This is a genomic window from Phenylobacterium haematophilum, assembly GCF_014196295.1.
GTDB classification, from domain to species: domain Bacteria; phylum Pseudomonadota; class Alphaproteobacteria; order Caulobacterales; family Caulobacteraceae; genus Phenylobacterium; species Phenylobacterium haematophilum.
Window position 1 is genome coordinate 324,310 of sequence record NZ_JACIDK010000002.1, and the last position, 20,356, is coordinate 344,665.

The following is a 20,356-nucleotide window of genomic DNA, read 5'->3' on the forward strand; positions in this document are numbered from 1 at the left end:
CAACGCCGGTATGCGTGACATCCAACACTTCATCTCCGGTGCGGCCCAGCCTGGCGTGTCCGGGCGGTTCGGCGAGGTTTTCGACCCCAACACCGGCGAGGTGCAGGCAAAAGTCGCCCTCGCGACCGCCGCCGAGGTCGACGTCGCGGTGCAGGCCGCGCTGAAGGCCCAGCCGGCCTGGGCGGCGACCAATCCGCAGCGCCGCGCACGGGTGATGTTCGAGTTCAAGCGCCTGGTCGAGGCGCGGATGGACGAGCTTGCCGGCCTGCTGTCGTCCGAGCACGGCAAGGTGATCGCCGACTCCAAGGGCGACATCCAGCGCGGGCTGGAGGTGATCGAGTTCGCCTGCGGCATCCCGCATGTGCTGAAGGGCGAATACACCGAGGGCGCGGGACCCGGCATCGACGTCTATTCGATGCGCCAGCCGCTGGGCGTGGCGGCGGGGATCACCCCGTTCAACTTCCCGGCCATGATCCCGATGTGGATGTTCGGCATCGCCGTGGCGGTGGGCAACACCTTCGTCCTGAAGCCGTCCGAGAAGGACCCGAGCGTTCCGGTGCGGCTGGCGCAGCTGTTCATGGAGGCCGGGGCGAACCTGGGCATGGACCTGGCTGGCGTGCTGAACGTGGTGCACGGCGACAAGGTCGCGGTCGACGCGATCCTGACCCATCCGGCGATCGCGGCGGTCAGCTTCGTCGGCTCGTCCGACATCGCCTCCTACGTCTATTCGACCGGCACGGCGCACGGGAAGCGCGTGCAGGCGATGGGCGGGGCCAAGAACCACGGCATCGTCATGCCGGACGCCGACCTGGACCAGACGGTCAAGGACCTGGTCGGCGCGGCCTACGGCTCGGCCGGCGAGCGCTGCATGGCGCTGCCGGTGGTGGTGCCGGTGGGGGCCAAGACCGCCGACGCGATCCGCGAACGGCTGTTGGCTGAGATCGAGACCTTGAAGGTGGGCGTTTCGACGGACGCCTCGGCCCAGTACGGCCCGGTGGTCAGCGCCGCCCATCGGAAGAAGATCGCCGACTACATCCAGATCGGGGTCGACGAGGGCGCCGAGCTGGTGGTCGACGGCCGGGGCTTCGCGCTGCAGGGCTTCGAGAAGGGCTTCTTCATCGGCCCGAGCCTGTTCGATCAGGTGAGGCCGACGATGAAGACCTATCAGGAGGAGATCTTCGGCCCGGTGCTGCAGATCGTCCGCGCCGAGAGCTTCGAGGAGGCGCTGGCCCTGCCCAGTCAGCACCAATACGGCAACGGGGTGGCGATCTTTACTCGCAACGGCCGCGCCGCGCGCGAGTTCGCCGCCCGCGTCAATGTCGGCATGGTCGGGATCAACGTGCCGATCCCGGTGCCGGTGGCCTATCACACCTTCGGCGGCTGGAAGCGCAGCGCGTTCGGCGACGTGAACCAGCACGGCGTCGAGGGCGTGAAATTCTACACCAAGATCAAGACCATCACCGCCCGCTGGCCGGAGGGCATGACCGAGGACAGCGCGTTCGTCATTCCCACCATGCGGTGATGGAACTACTCTGCCGCGACTTTGCGGCGGAGGTTCGATGAAGCGGTTCCAGCTCTGGGCGATCCTTGTCCTGGTCCTCGCCCTGGCGGGGGCCGGCGGCTTTGCGTGGTGGAACTACGACCTGCGCTGGCGGCCGCACACGATCACCAAGCACCAGGACGAGATCGCCAGGATCCTGGAGACCTCGGGCTGGGTGTCGCCGGGCAAGACCGGGCCGAAGCTCTACATGATCTCGTTCCGCACCTGCCCCGACTGCGTGCGCTTCAAGGCCGAGGAGTTTCCGGCGCTGCAGGCGGCGGGCGTCGACACCCGGGTGATCGAGATCGCGCGGCGCGACGTCAACGGCGTTTCCAAGTCCACCCCGGCCGAGCGGGCGACGGTGGCCGAGCTGTGGCTCGGACGCTCCTGGCCGCTGATGGAGCGCTGGGAGGACACCCCGGCGGAGGCCTGGACCGCGGAGGGGATTCCCCCGGCCGACGGCGACATGGCCCGGACCGCGGTGGTCGAGGCCGGCCGCAAGCTGGTGGACGACCTGCAGCCGCTGCTCAAGGCCAATGGCGTGAAGTTCGCCTATCCGACCCTGGTCTGGTGGACCAAGGACGGCAAGATGCGGGCCTGCGCCTGCGAACGGCGCGAGACCTACCGCTTCGTGCGCAAGGAACTGGGCCTGGCCAGCTAGCTGGCGTAGGGGCGGCCGCTGACGATCTGCTTGCTGCGCACGCGGGTCTTCATGCCGTGCTCGCGGTCGGCGGGATGGCCGCTGGCGCGACGTCCGAAGCTCTGGCGGCTGGCCTCGTCCTCGAGCTCGTCGACCGCGCCGAGTTCGAGTTGCGGACCGGTCTCGTCGTCGATGGCGGGCTCGGGCGTGGCGTCGCGGGTCTTTCCGGCCATGGCAGGCTCCTCATCGTGGGTGCGACTAGATCAACCGCTCAGGGGCCGGGCCGTTCCGTGCTTGAGGCGCGGGCTGCGACGGGCTAGGCGAAGGCCATGCCCTCGCACCTGCAAGCCGCCTACGACGCCCGCCTGGCGCAGGGCGAGATCCGTCCCGACGCGGCCCAGGCCGCCGCGCTGGCGGCATTGGTGCGGCTGGAAGGCGATCTGGCGCGGGCCGAGCCCAGCGGCTTCGCCTCGTTCTTCAAGAAGCCCGAGAGCCAAAAGGGCGTCTACCTGATCGGGCCGGTGGGGCGCGGCAAGTCCATGCTGATGGACCTGTTCTTCGCCCACGCGCCGGTCGAGAAGAAGCGGCGTATCCACTTCCACGTGTTCATGGGCGAGATCCACCGGCTGATCGACGCCTGGCGCAAGGGCGACCCGGCCGCCCGCAAGGCCAGGTTCGGCCAGCACAAGGGCGACGACCCGATCCCGCCGGTCGCCGACGTGGTGGCCGGGCAGGCGCGGCTGCTGTGCTTCGATGAGTTCCAGGTCACCGACATCGCCGATGCGATGATCCTGGGCCGGCTGTTCGAGGCGCTGTTCGCCCGCGGCGTGACTCTGGTGGCGACCTCGAACCGGCTGCCGGACCAGCTCTACAAAGACGGCATCAACCGCCAACTGTTCCTGCCGTTCATCAAGCTCCTGAAGAGCAAGGTCGAGGTGGTCAGCGTCGCCGGGCCGCACGATTACCGGCTGGACCGCCTGCGCGCGGCCGGCACCTGGTTCAGCCCCAACGACCCGGACAACGCCCGCAGCTTCGAGGCGCTGTGGAAGGACATGCTCGGCGGCGAGGAAGAGGTCGGCGAGACCCTGGAGGTGCTGGGCCGCAAGGTGCACCTGCCGCACGCGCAGGGCGGGATGGTTCGGGCGACCTTCGCCAGCCTATGCTCGGTCGCGCTGGGCCCGAACGACTACATCGCCATCGCCGAGCGCTTCCACACGCTGTTCCTGGAGGACGTGCCGAGGCTGACGCCGAACCGGCGCGAGGAGGCGAGGCGGTTCGTGATCCTCATCGATGCGCTCTACGAGGCGCACGCCAAGCTGATCGTGCTGGCGCAGGCCGAGCCGACCACGCTCTATCCGCAGGGCGACGGGGCGTTCGAGTTCGAGCGCACCGCTTCGCGTCTTCAGGAGATGCGCTCGGCGGACTGGCTGGCCGAGGACGCCGGTTAGCTCGACTTCAGGCTCTCGACCAGATCGCGGGCGTAGGGCGCCAGGCCCTGCAGGCTGCGCACGCAGATGGTCAGCTCGCGCTGGGCCCAGTCGTCGGTGAGATCGACGATGCCGAGCGACATGGTGCGCGCCGCGCGCCGGGCGGTGGTCTCGGGCACGATGCCGACCCCGACGCCGCACTCCACCAGCCGGCAGACCGCATCGAAGCTGCGCAATTGGACTCGCAGGCGCAGGGGGCGGCCCTCGCGCACCGCCTTGGCCGACAGGAAGCGCTGCAGCGAGGAGGCGCGGTCGAGCCCGACCAGGTCGCAACCGAGCACGTCGGCGAAGGTCATCGATTGGCGCTGCGCCAGAGGATGGATGGCGCTGGTCACCACCACGAAGCGGTCCGAGCGGAACGGGAAGGTCTCCAGGCTGCCCATGTCGACGGTGCCCGCCACGATGCCGATGTCGCCGACGCCCTCCGCGACCAGGCCGACGATCTCGTCGGAGAGCCGTTCCTCCAGATTGATGCTGACGTGCGGGTGCTCGGCCAGGAAGCGGCTCAGAGCTTCGGGGATGAACTCGGTCAGGGCGTTGGTGTTGGCGAGCAGCCGGACTTCGCCCGACAGGCCGCCGGCATAGGCGCCGAGGTCTTCGCGCAACCGCGCCGTCTGAGCCAGGATCGTGCGGGCGTGCTTGATCAGGATGCGGCCGGCCGGCGTCGGCGTAACCCCTTGTCGCGATCGCTCCAGCAACGGCGCGCCGAGCGCGTCCTCCATATTGCGGATGCGCGTGGAGGCGGCGGCCAGCGCCAGGGCGCAACGTTCGGCCCCACGAGTGATGGATCCGGCGTCAGCCACTTCGCAGAACAGCCTCAAATCGACCAGGTCAAAGCGCATCCTTCGTCTCCCGCGAAGGATGCATACGGGAAAGACGCATTGCACCAAAAGAAAAAGCTCGGAAACTTCGGCTTTGGCGAAGGGGAGGTCGCTGCTCTGTAAAGAGCGGGACTGCGCCTTCGTTGACACTCGAAGGCCGCGGCTTAAAAGCGGAGCCGCCTCTTCCTATTCAGGAACTACGACCCGTCATGTCCGACGCACCTCGCCCACGCCCGCTCTCACCGCACCTGATGACGGGGGGCCTCGGCTCGCCGCTGCTCTGGCGCTGGCACATCACCATGGCGACCTCGATCTTCCATCGGGCGAGCATCTTCGGGCTCTACCTGTCGGCCCTGCTGCTGGCGGGCTGGCTGCTGGCCCTCGCCGGCGGGCCCCAGAGCTATGACGCCTATACCGGCGTGCTCGGCTCGCCGCTCGGGCTGCTGGTCCTGTTCGCCCTGTCGTTCATGCTGTTCTTCAACCTGGCCTACAACGTGCGTCAGGCGTTCTGGGACATGGGCAAGGGCTTCAAGATTCCGGAGGCCAACGCCGGCTCGATCGCGATCATCGCCTTCGCCGTTGCGACCACCCTGGCCTTCTGGGCCGTCCTCTTCATCCTGGGAGTGCTGTGATGAACACGGGTCCGACCCTTCGCACCCCGCGTTCGCGCGCCCTGGGCCTCGGCTCGGCGCATCACGGCGTGGGCCACTTCATCGTCGAACACGTCAGCGCCGTCATGCTTGTGCCGCTCGGCCTCTGGGGCGCCTGGGTGGCGATCCAACTGGCCGGCCAAGGCTATGACGCGGCCGCCTACTGGATCTCCAAGCCGGTCAACGCCGTGCTGCTGGCCGTGCTGCTGGTCTGCACGCTGGTGCACGTGAAGAACGCCATGCAGGTGGTCATCGAGGACTACATCGGCCGCTTCATCACCAAGGCCGTCCTGCTTCTGCTCAACTATTCTATCTGCGTCCTCGCCGGCGCCCTGGGCGTCTTCGCGATCCTCAAGGCCGCCTTCTCCGGAGCCTTCTGATGGCCGAGTACAATTTCATCGACCACAAGTTCGACGTCGTCGTCGTCGGCGCCGGCGGCTCCGGCCTGCGCGCGGCGCTCGGCTGCGCCCAGGCGGGCCTGAAGACCGCCTGCATCACCAAGGTGTTCCCGACCCGCTCGCACACGGTGGCGGCGCAGGGCGGCATCTCGGCCAGCCTCGGCAATATGGGCCAGGACGACTGGCGCTGGCACATGTACGACACCGTGAAGGGGTCGGACTGGCTGGGCGACCAGGACGCCATCGAATACCTCTGCCGCAACGCGCCGGCCGCGGTCTACGAGCTGGAGCACTGGGGCGTGCCGTTCTCGCGCACGCCTGAGGGCAAGATCTACCAGCGCGCCTTCGGCGGCATGACCAAGAACTTCGGCGAGGCTCCGATCCAGCGCACCTGCGCGGCGGCCGACCGCACCGGCCACGCCATGCTGCACACGATGTATGGCCAGAGCCTGGCCCACGACACCGAGTTCTTCATCGAGTACTTCGCCCTCGACCTGATCATGGACGAAGGCGTCTGCCGCGGCGTGACCGCGTGGAAGCTCGACGACGGCACCCTGCACCGCTTCCAGGCCCAGCAGGTGATCCTGGCCACCGGCGGCTACGGCCGCGCCTACTTCTCGGCCACCAGCGCCCACACCTGCACCGGCGACGGCGGCGGGATGGCCCTGCGCGCCGGCCTGCCGCTGCAGGACATGGAGTTCGTGCAGTTCCACCCGACCGGCATCTACGGCGCCGGCTGCCTGATCACCGAGGGCGCCCGCGGCGAAGGCGGCTACCTGACCAACTCCGAAGGCGAGCGCTTCATGGAGCGCTATGCGCCGTCCGTGAAGGACCTTGCCCCGCGCGACATGGTCAGCCGCGCCATGACCATCGAAATCCGTGAAGGCCGCGGCGTGGGTCCGAAGAAGGACCACATCTTCCTGCACCTCGATCACCTGGATCCGAAGATGCTGGCCGAACGCCTGCCGGGCATTTCGGAAAGCGCCAAGATCTTCGCCGGCGTCGACGTGACCAAGGAGCCGATCCCGGTCCTGCCGACCGTGCACTACAACATGGGCGGCATCCCCACGAACTTCTTCTCGGAAGTCGTGACCCGCGAGGGCGACAACCCCGACAAGGTGGTTCCGGGTCTGATGGCCGTGGGCGAAGCGGCTTGCGTGTCGGTGCACGGCGCCAACCGCCTGGGCTCCAACTCGCTGATCGACCTAGTGGTGTTCGGCCGCTCGGCCGCGCTGCGCTGCGCCGACACGATCAAGGCCGGGGCGACCCAGCCGGAGCTGAAGGCCTCGATGACCGACGGCCACCTGGCCCGCTTTGACAAGCTGCGCAACGCGAACGGCGGCACCTCGACAGCGCACCTGCGGCTGGAGATGCAGCAGGCGATGCAGGAGGACGCCGCGGTGTTCCGCACCACCGAGGCCCTGGCCTCGGGCGTCAGGCGCCTGGAAGCCGTGCACGCCAAGCGTCCGGACCTGAAGGTCACCGACCGAGGCCTGATCTGGAACACCGACCTCCTCGAGACTCTGGAGCTGGACAACCTGATCGGTCAGGCGACGGTGACCGTGGTCGGCGCGCACAACCGCACCGAAAGCCGCGGCGCTCACGCGCACGAGGATTATCCGGACCGCAACGACCAGGACTGGATGAAGCACACCCTGACCTGGTTCGACGACGCCACCGGCAAGGTGCGCATCGATGACCGGCCGGTGCACAGCTACACGATGACCAACGACATCGCCTACATCCCGCCGAAGGCGCGGGTCTACTAGGTCCTGTCGATGATCGCCCTCCACACTCTGCTCAACGCGTCCGCCGTCAAGGAAAGCGTCTGATGGTTCAGCTCGCCCTGCCCAAGAACTCCCGCGTCCAAAAGGGCCGGCACCACCCGGCCCCGGCCGGCGCCAAGAACGTGAAGACGTTCCGGATCTATCGCTACGATCCGGAAGGGAACGAGAACCCGCGCTGGGACACCTATGACGTCGACGTCGACGCCTGCGGCCCCATGGTCCTGGACGTTCTGATCCACATCAAGAACGAGATCGATCCGACGCTCGCCTTCCGCCGCTCGTGCCGCGAAGGCGTCTGCGGTTCCTGTGCGATGAATATCGGCGGCCGCAACACCCTGGCCTGCACCCACGGCCATGACGAGACGCACGGCTCGGCCTGCCAGATCAGCCCGCTGCCGCACATGCCGGTGGTCAAGGACCTGATCCCGGACCTGACGATGTTCTATGCGCAGTACGCCTCGATCGAGCCGTGGCTGCACACCGAAACGCCGGAGCCGCAGAAGGAATGGCGCCAGACCCCGGAAGACCGCGAAAAGCTCGACGGTCTCTACGAGTGCATTCTCTGCGCCTGCTGCTCGACCTCGTGCCCGAGCTACTGGTGGAACGGGGACAAGTATCTCGGCCCGGCCGCGCTGCTGCACGCCTACCGCTGGCTGATCGACAGCCGCGACGAGGCCACCGGAGAGCGCCTGGACGAGCTGGAAGACCCCTTCAAGCTCTATCGCTGCCACACGATCATGAACTGCGCCCAGGTCTGTCCGAAGGGGCTGAACCCCGCCAAGGCGATCGGCGAGATCAAGAAGATGCTGGTGGATCGGGTCGTCTGACGCTTCTCTAGGAGAGGGCGAACGATCCGAACTGTGTTTGGAAAGTTGACGCCGCCGTCACTTTTCTGCATGGGGCTTATATGAGCCAGTCGGACGCGCATGTTGTGATCCTGGGAGCGGGCCACGCCGGTGGCACCGCCGCCGCGCTGCTTCGTCAGTATGGGCACGCGGGCCCTATCACCATGGTCGGCGACGAACCGATTCCGCCCTACCAGCGCCCGCCCCTGAGCAAGGCCTGGCTGAAGGGCGAGGCCGACGCCGATTCTCTGGCGCTCAAGCCGCTCGAGTTCTACGCCGAGCAGAACATCGACTTCCGGCCGAACCTGCGGGCGGTGAAGCTGGCCCGCTCCGACAAGGTCGTGACCCTGTCGGACGGGTCGACCGTTCCCTATGACATCCTGATCATCGCCACTGGCATGCGCGCGATCCGCCTGCCGATCGAGGGCGCCGATCTTGCCGGGGTGCTGACCCTGCGCACCGCGGCCGACGCCGAGGCCATCAAGGCCGCCCTCGGCCCCGGCAAACGCCTGGCCATCGTTGGCGGCGGTTATATCGGGCTCGAGGTCGCCGCTTCAGCCCGCGCCCTCGGCGCCGAGGCCGTGGTCATCGAGCGCGAGGCCCGCATCCTGGCGCGGAGCGCCTGCGAACCGCTGTCCAACTTCTTCTACGGCTATCACGTCGACCGTGGCGTCCAGTTCCTGCTCGGGGCCAGCGTCGCCGGCTTCGTCGGCGAGAACGGCCGGGTGACCGGCGTGCGGCTGGCCGACGGCCGGGTCGAGCCCTGCGACCTGGTGCTGCTGGGCGTCGGGGCCATCCCGAACGACGAGATTGCGCGTGACGCCGGCCTGGAGTGCGCCCGCGGCATCGTCGTCGACCTGGAGGCCCGCACGGCCGATCCAAGCGTCTTTGCGATCGGCGACGTCACCCATCGCCCGATGCCGCACTATGGCCGCATGTTCGGCCCCGAGAGCGTGCCCAGCGCCCTGGAGCAGGCCAAGCAGGCCGCCAGCGCCATCACCGGCCGCCCGGCGCCCTCGCCGGAGGTCCCGTGGAACTGGTCCGACCAGTATGACCTGAAGCTGCAGATCGCCGGCCTGCCGTTCGACGCCGACCGCGTGCTGCTGCGCGGGGATCCGGCCAGCGGCAAGTTCGCAGTGTTCCACCTGAAGGGAGATCAGGTGCAGTCCGTGGAGGCGATCAACTCGCCCCCGGAGTTCATGATGGGCAAGCAGCTCATCGCCAACCGCAAGCCGGTGAACACCGATAAGCTTGCTGATCCAACGGTTTCCATGAAAGAGGTCGCCGCCTAACAGGCGACGAAGGGGAGTAAATGGCCAAGATCACCTACATCGAGCATGACGGCACCGAACACGTCGTCGACGTGAAGAATGGCCTGACGGTCATGGAAGGCGCCGTGAAGAACAACATCCCGGGCATCGACGCCGACTGCGGCGGCGCGTGCGCCTGCGCCACCTGCCACGTCTATGTGGACGAAGCCTGGCGCGACAAGACGGGCTCCACCTCGGCCATGGAAGACTCGATGCTCGACTTCGCCGAGAACGTCGAGCCGAACAGCCGTCTGTCCTGCCAGATCAAGGTCAGTGACGCGCTCGACGGCCTCGTCGTGCGGATGCCGGAAAGCCAGCACTAAGAAGCGCGGCATGCTATAGCCCGGTCCGGATGCGCGGGGGCGCGCCGGACCGGAGGCACTACCCAAGTGGACGCAGAGTTGAACGCGCCTGATCTTTCGTTCGATCGGGTCGATCCCGTCTATCGCGGCTTCATCGACGACTATCTGCGCCTCCACGGCCTGGACCCGGCCCGGCTCTGCAGGCCGCTGCCCGGCCAGGACGAGATGTTCTTCAACGCCATCCTGCCGAACTACGAGTTCGACCCCTCGATCTCGGCGTTCAAGTTCGTCGAGTCGACGATCCGCCTGGGCGAGGCCTACCGCCAGCTGGTCGAGGGCGTGTTCGGCGGCTTCGACAAGGTCGGGCCGGTGCTCGACTTCGCGTCCGGCTGGGGGCGACTGACGCGCTACCTGGAACAGCGGCTGCCGACGGGCCAGATCAGCGTCGCCGACATCTATCACCAGGCCGTCGACTGGCAGGTCGCCACCTTCGGGGTTGCAGGAATCCATTCGGAAAAGGACCCGGCGCGGCTGAGCTACGCCGGACGGCACGACTTGGTGCTGGCCGGTTCGATGTTCTCGCACCTGCCGGAGGGCCTGTTCCACGCCTGGCTCGCCAAGCTCTACAGCCTGGTGTCGGCCCGTGGGGTGCTGGCGTTCAGCGTCCACGACGAGGCGATCATGCCGGCGGGCGAGACCATGGACGCGGGCGGCATCCATTTCATGCGGTTCTCCGAGAGCGGCTCGCTGGAGCTCGACATCTACGGCATGTCGTACGTGACCGAGGCCTTCGTCGGTCGCGCGATCGCGCAGCTGGGCCAGGGGCTGTCGTGGCGGCGATTCCCCAAGGGCCTGTACGAGAACCAGGACCTCTACGTGGTCGGCGCGGCGGGCGTGGACCTGTCGGGTCTGACGCTCGGTTCGGTCCCCATGGGCGGTTTCGAGACGGTTGCAACGCTGTCGACCGGCGAGATCGAGTACGCCGGCTGGGCGATCGAGCGCACGCCGGGCGCGGCGATCGAGGCTGTCGCGGTGTTCGTCGACGGTCAGGAGGTGCAGGCCGTCGTCCCGGCGGGCGAGCGGAGCGACGTGCAGAAACACTTCCCCGGATCGGCCAACGCGCCGGTGGGCTGGCGCTTCCGGCTGGCGGTCCCGGCCGGCGCGATGGTCCGGGCCGAGCTGCGCAGCAGCAGCGGGCTCAAAGGGCACTGCTACGCCCAGGCGCCGCAACCGGCGAGCTTCACCTATTCGGGATGGTCGCGGCGCGGGCTGCGGACATAGAAACGCCGCGCCAGGCGGGGCCCGGCGCGGCGCTTTGCTTCCTGGGGTCGATATGGATCAGGCGACCTGACGCAGCCCGTCCAGTTCGGCGATGATGGTCACCATGGCGCTCGAGGGGCGGATGTCGTCCTGGCCGTAGGAGCCGTCCTCGATGATCGCCGCCAGGCGATCGCGGGCGCGGCTGACGCGGCTCTTGATGGTGCCGATGGCGCACCCGCAAATCTCGGAGACTTCCTCGTAGGAAAGGCCGCCGGCGCCGATCAGGATCAGCGCTTCACGCTGGTCGTCGGGCAGGCAAGCCAACGCGCGGCGCACCTCGTCAAGCTCCAGGCTCGCCATGGGATTGGAGGCCGCCTCCAGGGTACGCTCGGCGACTTCCGGGTCCAGTTGGCTGGAACGCCACGACCGGCGCTTGTCCGAATAGAACTGGTTGCGCAGGATCATGAAGGTCCAGGCCTTCATGTTGGTGCCGGGTTCATAGCTGGCCCGGTTGTTCCAGGCCTTGAGGAGAGCATCTTGCGCGAGATCGTCGGCGGCGGTCGCATCGCGACAGAGCGAGCGGGCGAACGCGCGCATTTGAGGGATCAAAGCCGTGAGCTCGGTCTTGAACTCGTGGTCCGCTTGAGCCTGTTCGGTCATTAGGTCACCTCCGTTCACTAGGGACCTTAGACGCCCCTTGAGGCGTAAACGCGGCGGCTCGTCAAAGGCTCCGCTTGGCGTGACAATTGGCGATCACAAAACCTTGTAGGGTCAGGCGTGAAGCTTCACCCAGGGCGGCGCAGCAATATGGCGCGAATGCGTCGAAACGCGCGCCTAGAAGCTCAGTTCCGGGTGGCCGGCGGCGCCCTGGGCGGCTTCGGGCAGATGGCAGGTGAAGGTCGCGCCGGCCCCCGGCTCGCTTTCCAGAGCCACCCAGCCGCCGTGCAACTCGACCAGCGCCTTGACGAGGGCGAGGCCGAGGCCAGGGCCGCCGCGTTCGCGGCCGATGAAGCGGTCGAAGATGTGCGCCTGAACGTGGAAGGGGATGCCGCGGCCGGTATCGGTGACCTGGAGTTGCACCTCGCCCAGGCCGCGACGGGCGGCGAGGGTCACGACGCCGCCCGGCGGGGTCTGGCGCAGGGCGTTCTCGGCTAAATGGTCGAGGGTCTGGGCCAGGCGGCGCACGTCGCCGCGCAGCAGGCCGATGTCCTCGGGATGCTCGACCTGGATGACCACCTGAGCGGCCTCTGCTTCCTTCTGCCAGCGGGCGGCGGCCTCGGCGAGCAGGTCGGCGACGCGGACGTCCTCGAGATCCAGCGCCATCTCGTCGGCGTCGATCTGGGCCATGTCGAGCACGTCGTCGATCGAGCGGGCCAGCTGGGTGGCGGCGGTGCGCACGGCGGCGGCGTGGCCGCGGCCGCGTTCCGACAGGTTCTCGCCCGAGCGCTCGAGCAGCTCGGAATAGCCGATGATGGTCGTGAGGGGGGTGCGCAGTTCGTAGGAGACGTTGCCGACGAAGTCGCGCTTCAGGCGCTCGGCCTCGGCCAGGGCGGCCGAGCGGTCGGCCAGCGCGCTTTCCAGCTTGCGCGCGTCGGTGACGTCGGCGAAGGCGATCAGGGTCGCGCCGTCCGGCAGCGGCCGGCTCTGATAGACGACTATGCGCGAGTCCGAGGTCTTTACCTCGCCCGATATCGGGGCGCGGGCCTGCGGATCGGGATCGGCGACGCGGCCCTTGAGCTCGCGCCAGAAGTTCATGTCGTGCAGGCGGCGCACGCAGAGTTCGACCACGCCCTCGAAGTCGTGGGCGACCTGCAGCTGGTCGCCGGTGACGTTCCAGAACAGCTCGAAGGCCTCGTTGTGCAGCCGCAGGCGTCCGTCCGAGCCGAACACGGCGACGGCGTCGTTGAGCTTGTCGAGGGTGGCCTGCTGGACCTGGATCTGACCGTTGTACTGGGCCTTCAGGCGCAACTCGCCGGTGATGTCGGAGAACAGCAGCACCACCCCGCCCATCGGATGGGGCTGGCGGCCTACCTTCAGCGTGCGGCCGTCCGGCAGGCTCCAGAGGTCGTCGGGGCCGGAGCTGGTGTCTTCGTAGCGATCGAGTTCGGCGGCCTTCCACTTGGCGTAGTCGACCGTCTCGGGCAGGCGGCGGCGCTGGCGCAGGCGGTCGAGCACCTCGCCGTGGGTCGGACGGTCGGCGAGCCAGGCCGGCTCCAGGCCCCAGAGCTCGGCGAAGGCGGTGTTGTGGAAGATCAGCCGCTTGCCTTCGCCGAAGATGGCGACGGCGTCGGCGATGTGGTTCAGCGTCTCGTCGTGGGCCTCGACATGGCGCTTAAGCGCCTCGCGCAGCTCCTCGGTTTCGGTGACGTCGTCGGTCCAGACCCCGACCCCGCCCCCTTCGAGCGGCTGGGCGGTCACCTGGAACGCGCGGCGGCGGCCGCCGAGCGTGGTCCAGCGCAGGGCCTGACGCTTTGAGCCGAGATTGGCCGCCTCGCTGGCCAGGCTTTCGGCGCCCTTGTCGAACGAGGCGCCGCGCTCGGCGGCTTCGTCCAGGCTGGCGGCGCCGGCGGCGGCCAGCCACGCGGCGTTGACCCAGACCGGCGCGCCGTCGGCCGCAGCGATCCAGGCCGGTGCGGCGCGGGTGGCCAGGAAGGCGGCGAAGCGTGGGGCGGTCGGCAGGCCGGCGTCCTCGCCGATCACCGCCGACAGCCGCAGCCAGGCCAGCGCCCCGGCCGCACGGCCCTCGACCGACACGACCCCGGCCGGGCCCTGCACCTCGAAGGCGCAGGCTTCGCCGCGCTCGAACAGGGCGCGCAGGCGCCGCGCATGGTCGGGGTCGGCGCGCATCAGGGCCGAAACCACCGCCTGCGGGTCTGGGCTGGCCGCGCCGAGGGCCTCGGCGCAGACCGCCAGGCTCTCCTCGCCGGAGGTCAGGCGCGCATGTCCGTCCTCGACCGAAAGCAGGGCGGAATCGAAGGCGTCGACCGAAGCCTGGGCCGCCTCGGCGCCGGCTTCCAACTCGGCGATGCGGGCGTGCAGCGCCTCGAGCCGGACGTCATTACGGCGGCGCTGGTCCACCAGCCAGAACATGGCGCAGAGGGCGAGCAGCACCGCGCCAGCCGCGGCCCCCAGGATCAGATCTTGCTCGCTCATCGGCGCTCCGTCGCCGCAGGTCGTCGAAGACGGCGAATCATCTCAAGCGACCATAGTTTGGTCCGCGCATTTCGGCGATGATCGGGAGGTTATGACTGCGATCCTCTATCCCGTGGCCGTCGATGCGGGCCAGGCCTTCGCCGCGCCCAAGGGGCGGGCTGCGCGCGAGCGCGACGCCGTGGCGGTGGCCGGCGAGCAGGTCGCCTTCGTGACCGAGCTGATGGGGCCGCTCTACGCCACCCGCGAGGCGGCGCTGGACGCCCTGGCCGGCCGGGTCGAGGACGACCGTCCGGGTCGCGCAGCGAGCCTGCCGCCCGAGGACCGGGTGGTGCAACTGGTCGAACAGGTCGCCCCGAAGGCCGGCAAGCGGTCCCACGCCCCGGCGCCGGTCAAGCCCACCTTCGAGGACGGCCGTCGCTGGCCGGCTCCCGCGCCGCCGCCGGCGACGGTCTGGCGGGCGATGATCTCGTACTGGCGGATCGGGGCGGCCCCGATGCGCCACGCCGGCGACGCGCAGGCGCGGCAAGCCCGCCGCAAGGGCGGCGAGGACATCGACCGCGACACCCTGAGGGCGCTGACCCGCCAGCCGCTATTGGCGGTGAAGCCGCAGCAGCCGCTCGACATCGGACTTTTCGAGACGCGCCTGCCGGAGGCTCCCCATATAGTCGTGCCTGATGAGTGATCCCTTTGCGGGCCGCGCGCCCTCCCTCGATGATATCGCCGCCCTGGCCGAGACCGCCTTCGCCGCCCTGCCGGCCGAATTCCGAAAGCTGACCGGAGACGTGATCTTCCGGGTCGATGACTTCGCCAGCGATGAGGTGCTGGACGAACTGGGCATCGAGAACCCGTTCGAGTTGTCGGGTCTCTACAGCGGCGTGCACATCGGCCACCGCTCGGTGCTGGATCCCTCGCCAGGTCCGAGCCGGATCTTCCTCTATCGCCGGGCGATCCTCGACGAGTGGGCCGAGCGCGGCGACGTCACCCTGGCCGAGCTGGTCAGCCACGTGCTGGTCCACGAGATCGGCCACCATTTCGGGCTCAGCGACAACGACATCGACGCCATCGAGGACGCGGCGGAGTAGACGGCGGCGTCAGCTGGTCTGATGAGGATCAGTCAGAGGCTCGGAAAGCGGCGGGGGCGGCCCCGGCTCCTCGCGGACGGCGCGGGCAGGGCTTTCCAGCCAGCGCCGGACCTTGGGGCGGTCGGGTCCGCGGTGCAACGCGACCAGGCCTTCGGCGATCTTTCGATCAGCCTGGGTGACGCGCTGATTGTGCCGCAGATAGTCCAGCCAGGTCGGGCTTTGATAGCGTTCGATCCAGATCTCCGGTTCGCCGAGGTCCCTCAGAAGGGTCCAGCCGCGGGCGCCGTCCCGACGGCGGGCGAGGCGGCGCTCGGCCATGAGGCGTAGGAACGCGGCCGTGTGTTGCTCGGGAATGTCGTATTCGATCGTGATCGCCACCGGTCCGCTGCTAGGCGTGATCTGGGCGGGCAGGCTGGGAGCGGTCCAGCCACCGGCCGGGTCGAGGTTCAGGCCGTGCGTGGACGGCAGGGGGAACCGCAGGCCCAAAGCAGCGCAGGCGAGTTGGAGGAGGCCCGCGCCTGCCAGGGCCAGGGTCAGGCCTTCGCGTTCGGCCGTGACGCCCCACAGCCAGCTTCCCAGAGCCATGCCGCCGAAGGCCGCGAGCTGATAGAGCGCCAAGGCCCGGGCCACGACCCAGCGCGGCGCCGACATCTGCACCGTGACGTTGAGGGTGGAGAGGCCCAGCACCCAGGCTGCGCCCCCGAGCGCCAGTGCGGCCATGCTGACGGCCAGCCAGCTGCTTAAGCCCAGCGCGATCGCGGCCAGCCCGAAGGCGATGCACGATCCCATGATGATGTGTTCGTTCGCGGCCCGACTGCGCAGTCGGGTCGTGGCCAGGCCGCCGCCGACGGCGCCGACGCCGAAGGCCCCGAGCAGCAGTCCGTAGGTCTGGGGGCCGCCGCCGAGGGTGTCGCGCGCCACGAGAGGCATGAGCGCCAGAACCGCGCTGCCTGCGACGCCGAACACCAGGGCGCGCGTCATCACCAGTTTCAGCGGGCCCGACATCACCCCGTAGCGAAGGCCCGCGCCCATCGCCGCCCAGAGTGTCTCGCGGGGGAGGTGCTCGACCTTCGGCTCAGGCTTCCATTTGGCAAGCACGAGCAAGATGCCGATGTAGCTGAAGGTGTTGACGAAGATCGCCGCGGCTGCGCCGGCGGCCGCGACGATGACGCCGCCGATCGCCGGGCCTACGCTGCGGGCGAGGTTGAAGCCCATCGAATTCAGCGCGATCGCGCCGGCGAGGTCGCGCCTGGGCACCATGTCGCCGACCGAGGCCTGCCAGGCCGGAGCGTTCATCGAGGCCCCGCAGCCGATCATGAACGTGAAGAAGAGCAGGCTCCATGGCGTAATCCAGCCGAGAGCCGCGCATGCCGCCAGCCCCATCGACATGGCCAGCATGAAGCCTTGCGCCGCGAGCAGCATCTTGCGGCGATCGACGGTGTCGGCGAGCGCCCCGGCCGGCAGCGAGAGGAACATGATCGGCAGAGTAATGGCGGCCTGGACCAGCGCGACCATGCTGTCCGAACCGATGGAGGTCATCAGCCATGACGCCCCCACCGACTGGATCATGCCCCCGAAGTTGGAGACCAGGCTTGCGAGCCAGATGGCGCGAAAAATGGGGCTGGCGAACGGCGACAGGAGCGTAGGCGCAGGCTCGGGACGTTCGTCGCTGGTCGAGGAGGAAGCGTTGTCCGATCCGAGGGGCCTGTTCATGCCAAAGCGTACTCGCTACTGGAAGCCAGTCGCCCCCTGCGGCAACCATAGGCCGGGGCCGCCCGGCCCGGCCAGCGCTTCGATCCAAAATCTTCAATGACCACAACCTGTGCGCCGGTTTTCGGCCGCCGCCACAAGCGCTCAGCCTGGCCGCCGTCAGCCAGGACGCTGGCAAGAATTCGCCGTCACGCCTTCCGGCGTCGGCGCGCCTGAGCCCCGACGCTGCATACGCCGCGAATGTGCAGGGCGTGGTTCCCTCCTGAAGCGCCCATGGCGCAATTGACAGCTGTTCGCAAAGGTGACGCCGCCGTCATTTTTCTTGACGGATCGCTGTTCTCGGGGGAGGCTTTTCTCAACGAGAAACAGCGGGCGCCTTTGCGCGCCCTGTCAGGAGGAAGAGCCGATGGCCGCCGACGGCAACATCACCAAGGACGTCATCTACGACGCGGTCGCGCCGGACGACTTCGAGTCGATGCTGGAGCTGGATCGCTACAACGCCCGCTCTACGGCTTTCGACAAGATCATCTCGGCCACCCACGACCACTTCTGGGATCCGCTCGACAAGAAGTACATCGACTTCGACGAGCCCTTCGACATGGAGAACGAACCTCTCCTGCCCGAGGACATGATCATCTCACTGTCGACCGACTACGTGTCGAACCACCTCAGCGATCCGAAGACCCGCACCCGGTTCATCAACCAGTCGACCCTGCGGTCGTTCTCGTCGATCTTGCACGGCGAGCAGGGCGCGCTGAACCTTTCGGCCAGCCTCTGCCACGTGTTGAAGGACCAGGGCGCGCAGGAGTACGCGGCCAACCAGACCCGCGAAGAGGCGCGCCACGTCACCGCCTTCGCCAAATACATCAAGGCCCGCTGGGGCCGTCCGGTCGAGTGCGGCCCGACCCTCAAGGCCTTGCTGGTCGACATCATCGGCAGCCCCGAGGTCTACAAGAAGATCATCGGCATGCAGATGTTGGTGGAAGGCTTGGCGATGGGCGCCTTCGCCACCTTCTTCAACAACATCCGCGACCCGATGGGGAAGAAGCTCCTGCAGCTGGTGATGACCGACGAGGCCTTCCACCACAAGTTCGGGAAAATCTGGGCCGACCGCACCATCCCGCACCTGACCGAGGCCGAGCACGAGATCATCGAGACCTGGGCGGCGCACTGCTTCCAGACCCTGCTGTTCAACCTGGTTTCGCCCAGCCAGCAGCGCGACCTCTATGAGGAGTTCGGCCTCGATCCGGACCGCGTGATCGCGGAGATGGCCGAGATGGTCACCGACGAGACCCGGCGCGAGAACATGAAGGAGCAGACCAACATCTTCCGGGTGCTGGTGAAGACCCTGCTTAACGCCGGCATCATCACCGACCGCACCAAGGCGTTCTACGCGATGTATGTCGACATCGAGGAACTGCGCGGCGAGGGCGACCGGATGGTCGGCGACGACATCGCCGAGGAGGGCATCAAGTACCTCCAGGAGATCAATTTCAAGGACCGCCTGGCGACGAGCATCTCGATCGCGGCGGAGTAACCAGCGACCGCACAGTCGCGCGTAAGAGCGGCGCTCCGGCCTGAGGCTGGGGCGCCGTTTTCGTTTTGGGGACGCGTGGCGTCCCACGAGTGTCATCCCGGTTTGCGGAGCAAGACCGGGACCCATTCGCGGCCGAGTGCGAGTGAATGGCGCGGCCGCGCCGCATCCTGCGCCATCCGGTGTTCACGGGCCCCGGTCTTCGGCTTCGCCGAAACCGGGATGACAATGGTTGTGCTTGGCGGCGCGATGCGGCCATCTCCCGCCATGACCGCGCTCGTCTACATCGCCGCCGCCGCCGCCGAGATCGCTGGGTGCTTTTCGTTCTGGATGTGGCTGCGCGAGGGAAAGGCGGTCTGGTGGATCGTGCCGGGGATCGCCAGCCTGATCGCCTTCGCCTGGCTGCTGACCCTGGTCGATTCCGCTGCCGCGGGCCGCGCCTATGCGGCCTATGGCGGGATCTACGTCGCCGCCTCGCTGATCTGGCTGCTGACCGTGGAGGGCGTGCGGCCCGACCGCTGGGACCTGATCGGGGCGGCGGTGTGCATCGCGGGGGCGGGGATCATTCTGCTGGGGCCGCGCGCGGCCTAGCTTATCGCCGTTCATTACAAATTTGACGGGTGCGTCATTTTCCTTTGACGCTCCGGACCATCGGTGTTGGAGTTTCGACCAAAGGCCCGGCAAAGGGGCTCAGGGAGAGACGTCATGGCCGCTGACGGCAACATCACCAAGGACATCATCTACGACGCGGTGGCGCCGGACGACTTCGAGTCGATGCTCGACCTCGATCGCTACAACAACCGCTCGACCGCGTTCGACAAGATCATCTCGGCCACCCACGACCACTTCTGGGACCCTCTCGACCCCAAATACATCGACTTCTCGGCCCCCTGGGACATGCAGAGCCAGCCGCTGGTCAGCGAGGACCTGAACGTCGCGCTGCACACCGACTACGTGAAGGCCAAGCTGAACACGCCCGAGCTGCGGGCGCAGTTCGTCAACAAGTCGCTGCTCTATTCGTTCTCCTCGATCCTGCACGGCGAGCAGGGCGCGCTGAACCTGTCGGCCAGCCTCTGCCACGTGCTGCTGGACCAGGGCGCGCAGGAGTACGCGGCCAACCAGACCCGCGAAGAGGCGCGTCACGTCACCGCCTTCGCCAAGTACATCAAGGCCCGTTGGGGTCGGCCGATCCAGTGCAGCAAGGTGCTGCAGGAGCTGCTGGTCGACATCATCGGCAGCCCTGAGGTCTACAAGAAGATCATCGGCATGCAGATGCTGGTTGAGGGCCTGGCGATGGGCGCCTTCGCGACCTTCTACCAGAAACTCAACGACCCGCTCGGCCGCCAGCTGATGCAGCTGGTGATGACCGACGAGGCCTTCCATCACAAGTTCGGGAAGATCTGGGCCGACCGCACCATTCCGAAGCTGTCGGAAGCCGAGCACAACATCGTCGAGGACTGGGCCGCGCACTGCTTCCAGATCCTGCTGTTCAACCTGGTTTCGCCCAGCGAACAGACCGCGCTCTATGAGGAGTTCGGGCTCGATCCGGCCAAGGTGCTGGAGGAGATCCAGCTGATCGCCACCGACGAGGTGCGGCGCGAGGACATGAAGGAAAGCACCAACATCTTCCGGGTGCTGATCAAGACCCTGCTCAACGCCGGCATCATCACCGACCGCACGCGGGCCTTCTATGGCATGTATGTCGACATGGAGGAGCTGAAGGCCGAGGGCGACCGCATGGTCGGCGACGACATCGCCGAGGAGGGGATCAAGTACCTCCAGAAGATCAACTTCAAGGACCGCATCGCGGCCAACGTGACGCTCGCGGCGGAGTAGA

General features: G+C 67.9%; 20 protein-coding genes. 15 read left to right on the forward strand and 5 right to left on the reverse strand.

All coding sequences use genetic code 11. The annotated features are described in order from the left end of the window. Positions 1-10 precede the first annotated feature (10 nt). Positions 11-1,522 (forward strand): CoA-acylating methylmalonate-semialdehyde dehydrogenase, encoded by a 1,512-nt coding sequence (locus GGQ61_RS07445; protein ID WP_183771169.1) that lies wholly within the window; start codon positions 11-13, stop codon positions 1,520-1,522. A 37-nt stretch (positions 1,523-1,559) separates the two neighbouring features. Next, entirely contained in the window at positions 1,560-2,201 is a 642-nt protein-coding gene (locus tag GGQ61_RS07450) for a hypothetical protein (RefSeq protein WP_183771171.1), read from the forward strand. Here the strand turns inward: GGQ61_RS07450 and GGQ61_RS07455 are convergent. Beyond that, the gene (locus GGQ61_RS07455) at positions 2,198-2,413 is read right to left on the reverse strand and encodes a hypothetical protein (RefSeq protein ID WP_183771173.1); all 216 of its coding nucleotides are present in this window, start codon (positions 2,411-2,413) and stop codon (positions 2,198-2,200) included. The genes GGQ61_RS07450 and GGQ61_RS07455 overlap by 4 nt on opposite strands. 96 nt (positions 2,414-2,509) lie before the next feature. Here GGQ61_RS07455 and zapE point away from each other — a divergent pair, with 96 nt between their 5' ends. Continuing rightward, positions 2,510-3,628, forward strand: coding sequence for a cell division protein ZapE (zapE, locus tag GGQ61_RS07460; protein WP_183771175.1), 1,119 nt, complete (start codon positions 2,510-2,512; stop codon positions 3,626-3,628). Here the strand turns inward: zapE and GGQ61_RS07465 are convergent. Continuing rightward, the gene (locus GGQ61_RS07465; protein WP_183771177.1) at positions 3,625-4,509 is read right to left on the reverse strand and encodes a LysR family transcriptional regulator; all 885 of its coding nucleotides are present in this window, start codon (positions 4,507-4,509) and stop codon (positions 3,625-3,627) included. The genes zapE and GGQ61_RS07465 overlap by 4 nt on opposite strands. Positions 4,510-4,697: 188 nt before the next feature. On the opposite strand from GGQ61_RS07465, the gene sdhC reads away from it, so the two are divergent. The 7 genes from sdhC to GGQ61_RS07500 all read left to right on the forward strand — a co-directional run bounded on the left by sdhC (position 4,698) and on the right by GGQ61_RS07500 (position 11,061). Next, entirely contained in the window at positions 4,698-5,120 is a 423-nt protein-coding gene (sdhC, locus tag GGQ61_RS07470; protein ID WP_183771179.1) for a succinate dehydrogenase, cytochrome b556 subunit, read from the forward strand. Then, positions 5,120-5,518: a succinate dehydrogenase, hydrophobic membrane anchor protein gene (gene sdhD / locus GGQ61_RS07475; RefSeq protein WP_183771181.1), complete on the forward strand. Its 399-nt coding sequence runs from the start codon at positions 5,120-5,122 to the stop codon at positions 5,516-5,518. The genes sdhC and sdhD overlap by 1 nt, the downstream gene beginning before the upstream one ends. After that, a complete protein-coding gene (gene sdhA, locus GGQ61_RS07480; protein ID WP_183771183.1) occupies positions 5,518-7,305 on the forward strand; it encodes a succinate dehydrogenase flavoprotein subunit in 1,788 nt (595 codons plus the stop codon). Before sdhD ends, sdhA begins: the two co-directional genes overlap by 1 nt. A gap of 62 nt (positions 7,306-7,367) precedes the next feature. Further along, positions 7,368-8,150, forward strand: coding sequence for a succinate dehydrogenase iron-sulfur subunit (locus GGQ61_RS07485; RefSeq protein WP_183771185.1), 783 nt, complete (start codon positions 7,368-7,370; stop codon positions 8,148-8,150). An 80-nt stretch (positions 8,151-8,230) separates the two neighbouring features. After that, positions 8,231-9,460, forward strand: coding sequence for an NAD(P)/FAD-dependent oxidoreductase (locus GGQ61_RS07490; RefSeq protein WP_183771187.1), 1,230 nt, complete (start codon positions 8,231-8,233; stop codon positions 9,458-9,460). A gap of 20 nt (positions 9,461-9,480) precedes the next feature. Beyond that, positions 9,481-9,801 (forward strand): 2Fe-2S iron-sulfur cluster-binding protein, encoded by a 321-nt coding sequence (locus GGQ61_RS07495; RefSeq protein ID WP_183771189.1) that lies wholly within the window; start codon positions 9,481-9,483, stop codon positions 9,799-9,801. A gap of 78 nt (positions 9,802-9,879) precedes the next feature. Next, positions 9,880-11,061, forward strand: a complete 1,182-nt coding sequence (locus GGQ61_RS07500; protein ID WP_183771191.1) for a class I SAM-dependent methyltransferase — start codon at positions 9,880-9,882, stop codon at positions 11,059-11,061. Positions 11,062-11,118: 57 nt separating this feature from the next. Here GGQ61_RS07500 and GGQ61_RS07505 read toward each other — a convergent pair whose 3' ends face one another. Beyond that, entirely contained in the window at positions 11,119-11,700 is a 582-nt protein-coding gene (locus GGQ61_RS07505; RefSeq protein WP_183771193.1) for a sigma-70 family RNA polymerase sigma factor, read from the reverse strand. A 174-nt stretch (positions 11,701-11,874) separates the two neighbouring features. Further along, positions 11,875-14,193, reverse strand: coding sequence for a cell cycle protein kinase DivL (divL, locus tag GGQ61_RS07510; RefSeq protein WP_183771195.1), 2,319 nt, complete (start codon positions 14,191-14,193; stop codon positions 11,875-11,877). 91 nt (positions 14,194-14,284) lie between these two features. Here divL and GGQ61_RS07515 point away from each other — a divergent pair, with 91 nt between their 5' ends. Both GGQ61_RS07515 and GGQ61_RS07520 read left to right on the forward strand, forming a co-directional pair. Beyond that, entirely contained in the window at positions 14,285-14,875 is a 591-nt protein-coding gene (locus GGQ61_RS07515) for a hypothetical protein (protein ID WP_183771197.1), read from the forward strand. After that, positions 14,868-15,275, forward strand: coding sequence for a metallopeptidase family protein (locus GGQ61_RS07520; protein WP_183771199.1), 408 nt, complete (start codon positions 14,868-14,870; stop codon positions 15,273-15,275). Before GGQ61_RS07515 ends, GGQ61_RS07520 begins: the two co-directional genes overlap by 8 nt. A gap of 9 nt (positions 15,276-15,284) precedes the next feature. Here GGQ61_RS07520 and GGQ61_RS07525 read toward each other — a convergent pair whose 3' ends face one another. Continuing rightward, the gene (locus tag GGQ61_RS07525; protein ID WP_183771201.1) at positions 15,285-16,988 is read right to left on the reverse strand and encodes an MFS transporter; all 1,704 of its coding nucleotides are present in this window, start codon (positions 16,986-16,988) and stop codon (positions 15,285-15,287) included. A gap of 403 nt (positions 16,989-17,391) precedes the next feature. Between GGQ61_RS07525 and GGQ61_RS07530 the strand changes: the two genes are divergently transcribed. From GGQ61_RS07530 to GGQ61_RS07540, 3 genes are all read left to right on the forward strand, one after another. Next, positions 17,392-18,522 (forward strand): ferritin-like domain-containing protein, encoded by a 1,131-nt coding sequence (locus GGQ61_RS07530; RefSeq protein ID WP_183771203.1) that lies wholly within the window; start codon positions 17,392-17,394, stop codon positions 18,520-18,522. A 264-nt stretch (positions 18,523-18,786) separates the two neighbouring features. After that, on the forward strand, positions 18,787-19,110 hold the full coding sequence (locus GGQ61_RS07535) for a YnfA family protein (protein ID WP_183771205.1): 324 nt from the start codon (positions 18,787-18,789) through the stop codon (positions 19,108-19,110). 114 nt (positions 19,111-19,224) lie between these two features. Then, positions 19,225-20,355: a ferritin-like domain-containing protein gene (locus tag GGQ61_RS07540; protein ID WP_183771207.1), complete on the forward strand. Its 1,131-nt coding sequence runs from the start codon at positions 19,225-19,227 to the stop codon at positions 20,353-20,355. The last annotated feature ends 1 nt before the right edge of the window (position 20,356 follow it).

Excerpts from the sequence above, each read along its gene's own strand:
- GGQ61_RS07445 (WP_183771169.1), top strand. The coding sequence starts at position 11 with ATGCGTGACATCCAACACTTCATCTCCGGTGCGGCCCAGCCTGGCGTG.
- GGQ61_RS07450 (WP_183771171.1), top strand. The coding sequence starts at position 1,560 with ATGAAGCGGTTCCAGCTCTGGGCGATCCTTGTCCTGGTCCTCGCCCTG.
- GGQ61_RS07455 (WP_183771173.1), bottom strand. The coding sequence starts at position 2,413 with ATGGCCGGAAAGACCCGCGACGCCACGCCCGAGCCCGCCATCGACGAC.
- zapE (WP_183771175.1), top strand. The coding sequence starts at position 2,510 with ATGCCCTCGCACCTGCAAGCCGCCTACGACGCCCGCCTGGCGCAGGGC.
- GGQ61_RS07465 (WP_183771177.1), bottom strand. The coding sequence starts at position 4,509 with ATGCGCTTTGACCTGGTCGATTTGAGGCTGTTCTGCGAAGTGGCTGAC.
- sdhC (WP_183771179.1), top strand. The coding sequence starts at position 4,698 with ATGTCCGACGCACCTCGCCCACGCCCGCTCTCACCGCACCTGATGACG.
- sdhD (WP_183771181.1), top strand. The coding sequence starts at position 5,120 with ATGAACACGGGTCCGACCCTTCGCACCCCGCGTTCGCGCGCCCTGGGC.
- sdhA (WP_183771183.1), top strand. The coding sequence starts at position 5,518 with ATGGCCGAGTACAATTTCATCGACCACAAGTTCGACGTCGTCGTCGTC.
- GGQ61_RS07485 (WP_183771185.1), top strand. The coding sequence starts at position 7,368 with ATGGTTCAGCTCGCCCTGCCCAAGAACTCCCGCGTCCAAAAGGGCCGG.
- GGQ61_RS07490 (WP_183771187.1), top strand. The coding sequence starts at position 8,231 with ATGAGCCAGTCGGACGCGCATGTTGTGATCCTGGGAGCGGGCCACGCC.
- GGQ61_RS07495 (WP_183771189.1), top strand. The coding sequence starts at position 9,481 with ATGGCCAAGATCACCTACATCGAGCATGACGGCACCGAACACGTCGTC.
- GGQ61_RS07505 (WP_183771193.1), bottom strand. The coding sequence starts at position 11,700 with ATGACCGAACAGGCTCAAGCGGACCACGAGTTCAAGACCGAGCTCACG.
- divL (WP_183771195.1), bottom strand. The coding sequence starts at position 14,193 with ATGAGCGAGCAAGATCTGATCCTGGGGGCCGCGGCTGGCGCGGTGCTG.
- GGQ61_RS07515 (WP_183771197.1), top strand. The coding sequence starts at position 14,285 with ATGACTGCGATCCTCTATCCCGTGGCCGTCGATGCGGGCCAGGCCTTC.
- GGQ61_RS07520 (WP_183771199.1), top strand. The coding sequence starts at position 14,868 with ATGAGTGATCCCTTTGCGGGCCGCGCGCCCTCCCTCGATGATATCGCC.
- GGQ61_RS07525 (WP_183771201.1), bottom strand. The coding sequence starts at position 16,988 with ATGAACAGGCCCCTCGGATCGGACAACGCTTCCTCCTCGACCAGCGAC.
- GGQ61_RS07530 (WP_183771203.1), top strand. The coding sequence starts at position 17,392 with ATGGCCGCCGACGGCAACATCACCAAGGACGTCATCTACGACGCGGTC.
- GGQ61_RS07535 (WP_183771205.1), top strand. The coding sequence starts at position 18,787 with ATGACCGCGCTCGTCTACATCGCCGCCGCCGCCGCCGAGATCGCTGGG.
- GGQ61_RS07540 (WP_183771207.1), top strand. The coding sequence starts at position 19,225 with ATGGCCGCTGACGGCAACATCACCAAGGACATCATCTACGACGCGGTG.